This is a genomic window from Pseudarthrobacter sp. IC2-21 (genome assembly GCF_034048115.1).
GTDB lineage: Bacteria > Actinomycetota > Actinomycetes > Actinomycetales > Micrococcaceae > Arthrobacter > Arthrobacter naphthalenicus.
This window is the reverse complement of record NZ_CP139145.1, coordinates 2376344-2389145: the sequence shown is the minus strand read 5'-3', so window position 1 is coordinate 2389145 and position 12802 is coordinate 2376344. Positions and strand designations below refer to the sequence as shown.

9 protein-coding genes are annotated in these 12802 nt (G+C 65.0%); 7 read left to right on the top strand and 2 right to left on the bottom strand.

What is annotated here, in order from left to right:
• Nucleotides 1–233 precede the first annotated feature (233 nt).
• The 4 genes from SBP01_RS10995 to SBP01_RS10980 all read left to right on the top strand — a co-directional run bounded on the left by SBP01_RS10995 (nucleotide 234) and on the right by SBP01_RS10980 (nucleotide 3681).
• A complete protein-coding gene (locus tag SBP01_RS10995; protein WP_320538326.1) occupies nucleotides 234–857 on the top strand; it encodes an ATP-dependent Clp protease proteolytic subunit in 624 nt (207 codons plus the stop codon).
• A 39-nt stretch (nucleotides 858–896) separates the two neighbouring features.
• Nucleotides 897–1556, top strand: coding sequence for an ATP-dependent Clp protease proteolytic subunit (locus tag SBP01_RS10990; RefSeq protein ID WP_275216099.1), 660 nt, complete (start codon nucleotides 897–899; stop codon nucleotides 1554–1556).
• Nucleotides 1557–1734: 178 nt separating this feature from the next.
• Nucleotides 1735–3015, top strand: a complete 1281-nt coding sequence (clpX, locus tag SBP01_RS10985) for an ATP-dependent Clp protease ATP-binding subunit ClpX (RefSeq protein ID WP_275216101.1) — start codon at nucleotides 1735–1737, stop codon at nucleotides 3013–3015.
• A 51-nt stretch (nucleotides 3016–3066) separates the two neighbouring features.
• Nucleotides 3067–3681 (top strand): disulfide bond formation protein DsbA, encoded by a 615-nt coding sequence (locus SBP01_RS10980; RefSeq protein ID WP_275216102.1) that lies wholly within the window; start codon nucleotides 3067–3069, stop codon nucleotides 3679–3681.
• 369 nt (nucleotides 3682–4050) lie between these two features.
• Here SBP01_RS10980 and valS read toward each other — a convergent pair whose 3' ends face one another.
• Nucleotides 4051–6669, bottom strand: a complete 2619-nt coding sequence (valS, locus tag SBP01_RS10975) for a valine--tRNA ligase (RefSeq protein WP_275216104.1) — start codon at nucleotides 6667–6669, stop codon at nucleotides 4051–4053.
• Nucleotides 6670–6722: 53 nt separating this feature from the next.
• On the opposite strand from valS, the gene SBP01_RS10970 reads away from it, so the two are divergent.
• Both SBP01_RS10970 and SBP01_RS10965 read left to right on the top strand, forming a co-directional pair.
• The gene (locus SBP01_RS10970) at nucleotides 6723–7112 is read left to right on the top strand and encodes a DUF488 domain-containing protein (RefSeq protein WP_414004216.1); all 390 of its coding nucleotides are present in this window, start codon (nucleotides 6723–6725) and stop codon (nucleotides 7110–7112) included.
• A gap of 9 nt (nucleotides 7113–7121) precedes the next feature.
• Complete coding sequence (locus SBP01_RS10965; protein WP_275216107.1) at nucleotides 7122–7925, top strand: SDR family oxidoreductase; 804 nt, start codon at nucleotides 7122–7124, stop codon at nucleotides 7923–7925.
• Nucleotides 7926–7974: 49 nt separating this feature from the next.
• Here the strand turns inward: SBP01_RS10965 and SBP01_RS10960 are convergent, their stop codons facing one another.
• Complete coding sequence (locus tag SBP01_RS10960; RefSeq protein WP_320535799.1) at nucleotides 7975–9051, bottom strand: endonuclease/exonuclease/phosphatase family protein; 1077 nt, start codon at nucleotides 9049–9051, stop codon at nucleotides 7975–7977.
• Nucleotides 9052–9466: 415 nt separating this feature from the next.
• Between SBP01_RS10960 and ileS the strand changes: the two genes are divergently transcribed.
• Complete coding sequence (gene ileS / locus SBP01_RS10955; RefSeq protein WP_320535798.1) at nucleotides 9467–12799, top strand: isoleucine--tRNA ligase; 3333 nt, start codon at nucleotides 9467–9469, stop codon at nucleotides 12797–12799.
• The last annotated feature ends 3 nt before the right edge of the window (nucleotides 12800–12802 follow it).

Genomic DNA, 12802 nt, shown 5'->3' with positions numbered 1-12802 from the left:
CAACTGAAGGCAGCCCCTGGACCGACCGGTCCGGGGGTTGCTTTCGTTAAAGCCCCGTCCGGGAACAGCATTGCTCCGTCGGCCGCCGGGGATCGTGCGCCGTCAGCGAACAGCGCGATTCCGGCGAACAAATCGGTCATCAAACCGGTTAGTGTCCAGTAGTGAAGTTCAGTGATGTCACCGTCACCAGCGAGAGGTAAGTACACATGTCACAGCACGCAGAGAGCCCCCGGATGGCGACCGTCGATCCGGCCGCCCAGGACAACTACATCTACAACCGGCTCCTCAAGGAGCGGATCATCTGGCTGGGCTCCGAGGTGCGCGACGACAACGCCAACGCCATCTGCTCGCAGCTGCTGCTCCTTTCCGCGGAGAACCCGGAAAAGGACATCTACCTCTACATCAACTCACCCGGCGGTTCCGTGACGGCCGGCATGGCCATCTACGACACCATGCAGTTCATCCCCAACGACGTCGTCACGGTCGCCACCGGGCTCGCAGCCTCCATGGGCCAGTTCCTGCTGTCCTCGGGCACGAAGGGCAAGCGCTACGCCACGCCCAACGCCCGCGTCCTCATGCACCAGCCCTCCGGCGGTATCGGCGGCACGGCCTCGGACATCAAGATCCAGGCCGAACTGATCCTGCACATGAAAAAGGTGATGGCTGAACTGACTGCGGACCAGACCGGCCAGACCGTGGAAACCATCCTCAAGGACAATGACCGCGACAAGTGGTTCACGGCCACCGAAGCCCTCGAGTACGGCTTCTTTGACAAGATCGCGGCCCACGCCGGTTCCGTATCCGGCGGTGGGGGAACCGCCAACGGGAACTCCGGCGAGCCGGCCTCCGAGAAGTAACCCGGCACTTTCGAACATTCAGATCAGGAGCAACAAAAAATGACTTACAACTTCGGATCGACTGCCGGTAATCTTCCGACCAGCCGCTACGTACTTCCCCAGTTCGAAGAGCGCACACCGTACGGCTTCAAACGCCAGGACCCGTACACCAAACTGTTCGAGGACCGCATCATCTTCCTCGGGGTCCAGATTGACGACGCCTCGGCGGACGACGTCATGGCCCAGCTGCTGGTGCTCGAGTCCACGGACCCGGACCGCGACATCACGCTCTACATCAACTCCCCGGGCGGCTCCTTCACGGCCATGACGGCGATCTACGACACCATGACGTACATCCGGCCGGAGATCCAGACGGTCTGCCTCGGCCAGGCCGCCAGTGCCGCCGCCGTCATCCTGGCCGCCGGCACGCCGGGCAAGCGCCTGGCCCTGCCCAACGCCCGCGTCCTGATCCACCAGCCCGCGCTCTCCGGCGGTCAGGGCGGACAGGCCTCCGACCTCGAGATCCAGGCCGCTGAGGTCATGCGGATGCGCTCCTGGCTTGAGGACACGCTGGCCCAGCACTCGGGCCGCACCCCTGAGCAGGTCAACAACGATATTGAACGCGACAAGATCCTGACGGCAGCCGAGGCCCTTGACTACGGCCTCATCGACCAGGTGCTTGACTCCCGCAAGATGAAACCGCAGGCACTCGCCCGCTAGCAACATTCCCGACAGGCCGGTGCGGCCCAGTATTTTGGCCCGCACCGGCCTTAGCTTTCCACCCTTGCGGTCAAATGTGACCTAGAGTGGAAGGTGTCACGGCCGGCCCACCCAGGCCGCCCACGATTCCAGCAACGGTGCACAGCTGCCTGGCAGCAGATACTAAAGGGGTTCACATATGGCTCGGATTGGCGAGAGCACGGATCTGCTGAAGTGTTCTTTCTGCGGAAAGAGCCAGAAGCAGGTGCGCAAGCTCATAGCCGGGCCCGGTGTTTACATCTGCGACGAATGCATTGAACTCTGCAACGAGATCATTGAGGAAGAGCTCGCCGAAGTCGCCGATCTGGGGAGTTTCGAACTGCCCAAGCCCCGCGAAATCTTTGACTTCCTGCAGGAATACGTCATCGGCCAGGAGCCTGCCAAGCGTTCCCTCGCCGTTGCGGTCTACAACCACTACAAGCGGATCCAGGCAGGGCACGCCCCGAAGAGCGGCAGCCTCGCCGATGCAGGCCACCACGACGACGTCGAAATCGCCAAGTCCAACATCCTGCTCATCGGCCCCACGGGCTGCGGCAAAACGTACCTTGCGCAGACGCTGGCCCGGCGCCTGAACGTCCCGTTCGCCGTTGCTGATGCCACCGCCCTGACGGAGGCGGGCTACGTGGGCGAGGATGTGGAGAACATCCTCCTCAAGCTGATCCAGGCAGCGGACTACGACGTCAAAAAGGCCGAACAGGGCATCATCTACATCGATGAGATCGACAAGATTTCGCGCAAGAGCGAAAACCCCTCCATCACCCGGGATGTTTCCGGCGAAGGCGTTCAGCAGGCCCTGCTGAAGATCCTGGAAGGGACCGTTGCCTCCGTCCCGCCGCAGGGCGGCCGGAAGCACCCCCATCAGGAATTCATCCAGATCGACACCACCAATGTGCTTTTCATCGTCGCAGGCGCCTTCGCCGGGCTCGAGGAAATCATCGGCTCGCGGTCCGGGCGCAAGGGCATCGGCTTCGGCGCGCCGCTCAACGATGCCAGCAACAAGGTGGACTCCTACGGGGAGGTCATGCCTGAAGACCTGCTGAAGTTCGGCCTGATCCCGGAATTCATTGGACGCCTGCCGGTGATTACCACGGTTTCAAGCCTGGACCGGGACGCTCTCATCCAGATCCTCTCCACGCCCAAGAACGCACTGGTCAAGCAATACCAGAAGATGTTCCAGATCGACGGCGTGGAACTCGCCTTTGATGAGGACGCCCTCAACGCCATCGCGGATCAGGCCTTGGAGCGTGGCACCGGTGCCCGCGGCCTGCGCGCCATCATGGAGGAAGTGCTGCTGCCGGTCATGTTCGACCTGCCCAGCCGGGAGGACGTGGCCAGCGTGGTCATCACATCCGATGTTGTCCTGAAGAAGGCGGAGCCCACGCTCATCCCGCACGTGAGCAAGCGTCGCAAATCCGCATAACTCCTTCAGAACCTACGAACTACGCAATTGAAGAACCAGAGGAGCTTACGCATGACTGAAGCCACCACTAACCACGCCGATTTTTGGTTCGATCCGCTGTGCCCGTTCGCCTGGATCACCTCGCGCTGGATCGGGGAGGTCGAAGCTGTCCGGGACATCAAGACCGTCTGGCACGTAATGAGCCTGTCCGTCCTGAACGAGGGCCGGGATCTCGATGCGGGCTACCGGGAGCTGATGGACAGGGGATGGGGCCCGGTGCGCGTCATCACTGCCGCCAGGGAGCAGCATGGTGATCAGGTGGTCAAGCCCTTGTACGACGCCATGGGTACGCTGATCCATATTGGCGGCGAGAAAGACTTCGACGTCGTCATCGCCAAAGCCCTGGCCGAGTGCGGGTTGCCTGCCGGGCTGGCCGAGGCAGCAGGTTCGGACGCCTTCGACGCGCAGCTGCGGGCCAGCCACGAGGAAGGCATCTCCCTGGTGGGCCAGGACGTTGGCACGCCGGTTGTGGCCTTCAACGGAACAGCGTTTTTCGGTCCCGTCCTGACCCGGATCCCGCGCGGCGAGCGTGCCGGCGAGCTATGGGACGCCACGGTCACGCTCGCTTCCTTCCCGCATTTCTTCGAGCTGAAGCGCAGCCGCAGCGAAAGCCCGGAATTCGACTGATTCCAGCTCGCCCACACCATGATTGGGCAGCAAAGAGCCCCGAAAGAATTACTGTCATGTAGTTCTTTCGGGGCTCTTGCACTCCATCCTGGAGGCGACCAAAATAGTTCTTACCCACTTCGAAAGAAGCGGGACGCAGGAACCAAAGATTCAGTGAAATATATTCGGCGCAGCCTTCGGCAAAGTCAGATATGAGCTACCTGTGACGAGGTAGGAAGACCTGAAGATCCGAGGATTCTGCCAGACCATCAAGACGTCACCGGATGGCCGAAAAGTCGAAGCCCCACCAACGGCAAAACGCTGATGGGGCTTCCCCTTTGCCCAAAACCGGCAGTCGCTTCCGGACAGGCACCTATGAGGGGCCTGAGGTCAGGCGACCGGCTGTTCCTCCGGGGCCGCCAGCACCACGTCACTGACGGTAAGTTCGCCGTCGCCTGCCACCAGGGTCAGTTCGCGGGCATTCGAGGCGGCCTTCAGGTCGCCCAGCCCGGCCTTGAGCTGGGTGGTCAGCGACTCCGAAGCCGTGATGGTGGCCGAGAGGACCTCGGTGCGCTGCTTGACCTTGGCTTCGGACTTGGCCTTGCGGACCCCGCTGAGGGCAGTACCCACGGTGGCCAGCAGGGTGGTGTCGCCGTCGACCAAAACGGCGGCAGGCCATGCGGCCCGGTGCACGGACCCGGTACGCCACCAGCCCCAGACCTCCTCGGTGGCGAAGGGCAGGAACGGGGCAAACAGGCGCAGCAGCGTGTCCAGGCTTGTGGCGAGGGCAGCCAGGACCGATGCCTGCTCTGCTTCGCCGGCAGCACCGTAGGCGCGGTCCTTGATGAGCTCCACGTAGTCGTCCGTGAACTGCCAGAAGAAGCTCTCGGTGATCTGCAGGGCGCGGGCGTAGTCGTAGTTATCGAAGGCCTTCGTGGACTGCTGGACCACCTCAGCCAGCTGCGCCAGCACAGCGCGGTCCAAGGGGTTGGTGAGCACCGCCAGGTCAGTGGAAACCACGGAGTTTTCGGTGGCGCCAAGGTTCAGGACGAACTTGGAGGCGTTGAGCAGCTTGATGGCCAGCCGGCGGCCGATCTTCATCTGCGCGATCTCGTACGCCGTGTCCGCGCCAAGCTTGGCCGAGGTGGCCCAGTAGCGGACCGCGTCGGAGCCGAATTCGTCCAGCACGTCGGTGGGAACCACCACGTTGCCCTTGGACTTGGACATCTTCTTGCGGTCCGGGTCCAGGATCCAGCCCGAGATGGCCGCATGCTTCCACGGCGCAACGTTCTGCAGAGCGTCGGCCTGGACCACCGAGGAGAAGAGCCAGGTGCGGATGATGTCGTGGCCCTGGGGGCGGAGGTCGAACGGGAAGACCTTCGCGAAAAGGTCCTCGTCCCGGCTCCAGCCGCCCACGATCTGGGGCGTCAGGGAGGACGTGGCCCAGGTGTCGAGGATGTCGGCGTCACCGGTGAAGCCGCCGGGAACGTCGCGCTGCGCCTCGTCGTAGCCGGGGGCGGCGTCCGCGGCGGGGTCCACCGGCAGCTGGTCGTCCGACGGCACGATGGGTGCGTCGTAGTCGGGGTTGCCGTCTGCGTCCAGCGGGTACCAGACGGGGATCGGCACGCCGAAGAAGCGCTGCCGGGAAACCAGCCAGTCCCCGTTCAGGCCGGAAATCCAGTTCTCGTAGCGGGACCGCATGAAGGCGGGGTGGAAATCGATTTCGTGACCGCGCGCGATCAGGCGTTCGCGGCGATCTTCCTCGCGGCCGCCGTTGCGGTAGTACCACTGGCGGGAGGTGACCACTTCGAGGGGCTTGTCGCCCTTCTCGTAGAAGTTCACCGGGTGCATGATCTTTTTGGGCTCGCCGTCGATCAGGTCCTCGGCGGCCAGGCGCTCGACGACGGCCTCCTTGGCGCTGAACACGGTCTTGCCGGCGATCGCTTCAAAAGCGGCGCGGCCGGCGTCGGTGGTGATCCAGTCCGGAGTGTCGCCGATGATCCGGCCGTCGCGGCCCACGATTGCCCGGGTGGGCAGCTGGAGTTCGCGCCACCAGGTGACGTCGGTGAGGTCGCCGAAGGTGCAGACCATGGCGATGCCGGACCCCTTGTCCGCCTTGGCCAGCGGGTGGGCCCTGACCTCAACCTCGACGCCGAAAACGGGGGAGGTGACCTTCTTGCCGAACAGCGGCTGGTACCGCTCGTCGTCGGGGTTTGCCACCAGGGCGGCGCACGCTGCGAGCAATTCGGGACGGGTGGTCTCGATGTAGATCTTCTCGCCGTCCTCGGTGAAGAACGGGTACCGGTAGTAGGCGCCGGCCACTTCCCGGTCCTCAAGTTCAGCCTGGGCCACGGCGGTGCGGAACGTGACGTCCCACAGGGTGGGGGCCTCGGCCATGTAGGCATTGCCGGCCGCGAGGTTGGCCAGGAAGGCCCGCTGCGAGACCTGGCGTGAGGAGTCATCGATGGTTCGGTAGGTCAGCTGCCAGTCCACCGAAAGGCCGAGCTGCTGGAACAGGCTCTCGAAGACCTTCTCGTCCTCCACAGCCAGTTCTTCACACAGTTCGATGAAGTTCCGGCGCGAGACGACGTCGAAATCGCGCTGGTTCTTGGCCGGCTGCGCCGGCGGCTGGTAATCGGCGTTGTACGGGATGGCCGGGTCGCAGCGGACGCCGTAGTAGTTCTGCACGCGGCGTTCGGTGGGCAGCCCGTTGTCATCCCAGCCCATCGGGTAGAACACGTTCTTGCCGATCATGCGCTGGTAACGGGCCAGCACATCGGTCTGCGTGAAGGAGAACATGTGCCCCACATGCAGTGAACCTGAGGCGGTGGGCGGGGGAGTGTCGATCGAGTAGACCTGCTCCCGGGTGGTGTCCGGGTTGAATTTGTAGGTCCCTTCGGCAAGCCAGCGCTGCGTCAGGGCAGCTTCGAGCCCCTCAAGGGCGGGCTTATCCGGAACGTTGATAGGGGCGGTGGAGGGCGTGTCTGTACCCTGAGTGTCATCAGCCATTTGGCAATTGTTTCATGGACTCATCGGCCCCGTGGTCCCGCGACTCCAGTAGCATGCGGCGTATGGGTACGTCGGCGGCAACTTTTGGGATCAAGCGCATCTATGCGGAACCGGCGGACGACGACGGCTGCCGGGTTCTGGTGGACAGGCTCTGGCCCCGCGGACTGAGCAAGGAGAACGCGCGGCTGGACATGTGGCTGAAGGAGATTGCCCCCTCGGAACCGCTCCGGAAGGACTTCGGCCACATGAAAGAGCGCTTCGAAGACTTCAGGCAGCATTACAGGCAGGAGCTCGAGAACAACCCTGCCGTTGCCGCGCTTCATGACCTGGCAGCGACCCATACAAGGGTCACACTCCTTTATGCGGCCCGGGATCCTGAGGTGAACCACGCGCAGGTGCTCTTGGAGTTCATACAACAGCATCCCGCGCCGCCGGGCCGTTAGGGTGGTGCCATGACTCACGATGCACAGACCGGTTCCGCGCAGGACCCCGCCGCACAGAACAATTCCAACCCCAACCGGGCCGCCGTTGTTACCGGCGCCAGCACCGGCATTGGCGAGGCCACTGTCCGAGCCTTGCGGGCGGACGGCTGGACCGTCTTCGCAGTGGCGCGCCGCGCCGAACGGCTGGCTGCCCTGGAAACTGAGACCGGCGCCGTCGGGATCCCCGCTGACATTGCAGAGGACGACGACGTCGAACGGCTTCTCGCCAAAGTCACCGAAGCAGGGGGCGCGGGAACGCTGATCAACATCGCCGGGGGCGCGCGCGGCGCTGATCCCGTGGCCACTGCCAACACCGATGACTGGGATTGGATGTACCGGGTCAACGTTCTGGGCACCCTGAAGCTCACGCGGGCGTTCCTGCCCATGCTCCGGGCCAACGGTGAGGGGACGGTCCTGAACCTGACCTCCACGGCCGGCCTGGTGGCCTATGAGGGCGGGGCGGGGTACAACGCGGCCAAGTTCGCCCAGCACGCCCTGACCGGCGCGCTGCGCCTGGAGGAGGCGGAGAACAACCTGCGGGTCATCGAGGTGGCGCCCGGCCTGGTTCAGACCGAGGAGTTCGCACTGAACCGGCTGGGCGATGCGCAGGCAGCGTCGAAGGTCTACCAGGGTGTGGAGAAGCCCCTCACCGCAGAGGACGTGGCCGACGTGGTCCGGTATGCCGTCAGCGCGCCGCACCACGTCAACCTGGACCAGATCATCATCCGGCCGGTTGCCCAGGCCGCCACGCATAAGCTCATCCGCAAGGGCTGACGGGACAGGCTGACCGGGACAGAATGCCCGGGGGCATCCGGGGTGAGCCTTAACCCGGCAGGACAAGCTCCGCGATAACACCGGCATGGTCGGTGCCGGGAACGGCGACGGTGGCGAAGCTTCGGATCCCGATGTCGGCCGTGACCAGGACATGGTCGAGCGCAACGAACAGCGGGACCCGCGAGCCGGCCGGCCAGGTCGGTGTCATGCCCTGGCCTGCAGCCTGCGCGGCATCCGTGAGGCCCGTGGCCAGCAGTTCACGGAACTCGCGGTGATCGTAGCTGGCATTAAAGTCACCCAGCAGGATGGTTGAGGCCGGCCCGGGCACATCCTGCCGGAGCCCGCCCAGCTGCCGGAGCTCCTGACGCCAGCCGGGGATGCGGCCGGGACGGGGGGAATCAACATGGATGGCAGCCAGGCGGATGGCACCGGCCGCGCCGGGAACGGTCACCACCCCCGTGCTTTGGTAGAAGGCGCTGTCCGGCACACGCCCGGATGCCTGCAACGGGAACCTTGAAAAGATCGCACTGCCCACTCCGGCCCAATCAACATCCACCGAGCGGTAGGGGAAGTCCGCTGCGATTCCCGCGGCCTCCAAAGCTTCCAGGCCGGGAGGGCCCAGTTCCGGCAGCGCCAGAATGTCGGCCTTGCGGGCAAGGGCCTCTTTCAGGAGCACCGTGGAGTCAACTCCCGAGGACCCCACATTGAGGGCCATCACGGTCACCGTCCGGCCCGTGCCGGGGATGGGACCGCCAGCTGCGGCCGCGGCCTGGGGTGCCGCGCCTGGTCGGTCACGGGGCAAGTCACGGGGTAACAGGCCCGGCGCCACCAGCTGCAGCTGAATCAGGAGAAGGGCCGTCGCCGCCGCAGCGAGGATCGTCCGGCTGAGCCGGGAGCTCAGGCAAACCGCCAGCACGGCGGCCGCCAGCGCCGCCGTCGTGAATGCAAGAGTGGCCGGAAACAAGGACAGCAGCTGAATCCAGGGGGTGCCCAGATCCCACCGGACAAGACGCAGGACGGTCAGCAATGCGCCGGGCAGGCAGAGGACCACCGCCACGGCCCAGCAAACCCCGGCGCCGATACGCCGGAACTGCCTGCTGCGCCCGCGGACACCGGCCCTCTGCATACCGTCCATTATTGGGCCCGGTCACGCGTCTTCCTACGAATCGGACCCCCTAACCATGCCCTACTCTTCGCGGGTGCCCGGGAATGGCGGTGAACGGCCCGGCGATAGTAGACTCTATGGTGGCTATGACCCGGCTATCACCGGTGAGCTTCCGGAAGAACGCACCGACCGCCTGGAAACCGGCAGCGGTGTCATTAGAACCGGACGGGTATGCCCGTTACAGCTGTAATGAGCGGCCGGTGCGGCCCCGGCTCTTCGCGGAGCAGGTGCAGCGCCGGTAAGTGAGGTGGTACCGCGGTCAGTGTGTCGTCCCGGGACAACAGTCCCAGGACAACACAGGAGCCGTCCTCGCATCCTGAAAAGAACCGGCTGGCAGTGTCCGGACGGTTCACCAGTTCAACCCAGGATGTCGAGAATGACGTATTATCCCAAAGCCTCATCTTCCCCTTCGGCCACCGCTTCGAGCGGCGCCGGCGTCTCTGCCTCCGTGAAGTTCCCGGAGATCGAAGAGCGCATCCTGAAGTACTGGGAGCAGGACGGCACCTTCCAGGCCAGCATCGACCAGCGCAGCGCCGATGCGCCCGGCGGCCAGCCGGGCAGCAACGAATTCGTCTTCTACGACGGACCTCCCTTCGCCAATGGCCTCCCGCACTACGGCCACCTGCTGACCGGTTACGCCAAGGACCTGGTGGGCCGCTACCAGACCCAGCGCGGCCGCCGGGTTGAGCGCCGCTTCGGCTGGGACACCCACGGGCTGCCCGCCGAACTCGAAGCCATGAAGCAGCTGGGCATGACGGACAAGACCCAGATCGAGGCCATGGGCATCGACAAGTTCAACGATGCCTGCCGAGCCTCGGTCATGAAGTACGCCGACGAGTGGAAGAGCTACGTCACCCGCCAGGCCCGCTGGGTTGACTTCGACAACGACTACAAGACGCTCAATGTCGAGTACATGGAGTCCGTTCTCTGGGCCTTCAAGCAGCTGCACGAAAAGGGCCTGACCTACAACGGCTACCGAGTGCTGCCGTACTGCTGGAAGGACGAGACGCCGCTGTCCAACCATGAACTGCGCATGGATGACGACGTCTACAAGAACCGCCAGGACCAGACCGTTACCGTCACCTTCCCCATCACGGCGGGGGAGTCGGAACTGTCCCGGCAGCTGGCCGGCGTTCAGGCGCTCGCCTGGACCACCACCCCCTGGACGCTACCCACGAACCTTGCGCTCGCCGTCGGCCCTTCCATCACTTACGCCGTCCTCCCTGCCGGTCCCGGTGGCGTGAAGGCTGCCGCGCCGGACGCACCGGTCACCGGCAGCTTCCTGCTGGCCGCCGACCTGCTCTCGACGTATGCCAAGGACCTGGGCTACGAGGACTTCGCCTCCGCCGAGGCCGCCGTCGTGTCAACCCACACGGGCGCGGAACTTGAGGGCCTGCAGTACCAGCCGCTGTGGCACGATTTCAGCGACACCGAAAAGTACGGCACCCAGAACGCCTGGCGCTTCCTGGTGGCGGATTACGTCACCACCACCGACGGCACCGGCATCGTGCACCAGGCCCCCGCCTACGGCGAGGACGACCAGAAGGTCTGTGAAGAAGCCGGCATCCCGGTGGTCCTGTCCGTGGACGAGGGTGCCAAGTTCCTGCCGCTCTTCAGCCACGGCGACCTTCACGACATCGTGGGCCTGCAGGTGTTCGACGCCAACAAGCCCATCACCCAGGTGCTCCGCGCCCAGGGACGCCTGGTCCGCCAGGCCAGCTACGAACACAGCTACCCGCATTGCTGGCGCTGCCGCAACCCGCTGATCTACCGCGCAGTGTCCTCCTGGTACGTGGAAGTGACCAAGTTCAAGGACCGGATGTCCGAGCTGAACCAGGAGATCAACTGGATCCCGGGGAACGTCAAGGACGGCCAGTTCGGCAAGTGGCTGGCCAACGCCCGCGACTGGTCCATCAGCCGCAACCGCTACTGGGGCAGCCCCATCCCGGTGTGGCAGTCCAGCGACCCCGAATTCCCGCGCACCGACGTCTACGGCTCCCTCGCCGAGATCGAGGCCGACTTCGGCCGGCTGCCGCTGAACAAGGCCGGCCAGGTGGACCTGCACCGCCCCTTCATCGACGAACTGACCCGCCCGAACCCGGACGATCCCCGGACCCCCGAAGAGGGCCAGTCCGTGATGCGCCGCGTGGAGGACGTCCTGGACGTCTGGTTTGACTCCGGCTCCATGCCGTACGGCCAGGTCCACTACCCGTTCGAAAACGAAGCCTGGTTCGACACGCACAACCCGGCCGACTTCATTGTGGAGTACATCGGTCAGACCCGCGGCTGGTTCTACATGCTGCACATCCTCTCCACCGCGCTCTTTGACCGGCCGGCCTTCCGGAACGTCATCAGCCACGGCATCGTGCTGGGCTCTGACGGGCAGAAGATGTCCAAGAGCCTGCGCAACTACCCCGACGTCTCCGAAGTCCTGGACCGCGACGGGTCAGATGCCATGCGCTGGTTCCTGATGTCCAGCCCCATCCTGCGCGGCGGAAACCTGGTGGTCACCGAACAGGGAATCCGCGACGGCGTCCGCCAGGTCATTCTGCCGCTGTGGAATGTCTACAGCTTCTTTACGCTGTACACCAACGCCGCGAACGCTGCTGCAGGACAAGCGGCCGGGTACGAGGCAAAGCTTCGCTGCGACGGCTACGCCGACACCCTGGACCAGTACCTGCTGGCCAACACCGGGGACCTGGTCCGCAACATGACCGCGCAACTGGACAGCTACGACATCTCCGGCGCCTGCGACGAACTGCGCAGCTACCTGGACATGCTCACCAACTGGTACGTGCGCCGCAGCCGCCAGCGCTTCTTCGATGAAAGTGCCGACGCGTTCGACGCCCTGTACACCGCGCTGGAGACGGTGTCCCGCGTGGCCGCCTCGCTGCTGCCGCTGGTCTCCGAGGAGATCTGGCGCGGCCTGACCGGGGGCCGCTCAGTGCACCTGGCCGACTGGCCGGACGCTGACCTCTTCCCGGCCAACGCCGCGCTGGTGGAAGCGATGGACCGCGTGCAGCAGATCTGCTCCACCGGGTCCTCGCTCCGCAAGGCCGCGAACCTCCGCGTCCGCCTGCCGCTGCAGGAACTGACTGTCGTGGCACCCGGCGCGGATGCGCTGGAAGGTTTCGCCGCCGTCGTCGCCGATGAACTGAACATCCGTTCCGTCCGGCTGCTGGACGCAGAGAGCGCCTCCCCGGAGGAATTCGGCATCGAGCAGAAGCTCGTGGTCAACGCCCGGGCCGCCGGACCGCGCCTGGGCAAAAACGTCCAGCAGGCCATCAAGGGCTCCAAGTCCGGCGACTGGTCCGTTTCCGACGAGGGCGTGGTCACCGCCGGTGGTCTGGAGCTGGAACCGCAGGAGTACACCCTGGAGACTGTGGTGGCAGAGGCCGACGGCGGATCGGCGTCAGTAGCGGTGCTGCCCGGCGGCGGATTCGTGGTGCTCAACACTGAGCTCACCCCGGAGCTCGAAGCCGAAGGAACCGCCCGCGATCTGGTGCGGGCCATCCAGCAGGCACGCAAGGACGCCGGGCTGAATGTCAGCGACCGGATCCGGACCACCGTGACGGCCAGCCAGGCTGTCCTGGATGCGCTGGTGGCCAACACCGAGCTGGTCAAGACCGAAACCCTGACCCTTGAGCTGGACACTGTTCCGGCCGAGTCCGGCGACCCCCGCATCACCGTCGAAAAAGCAGAGGCCTGAGCC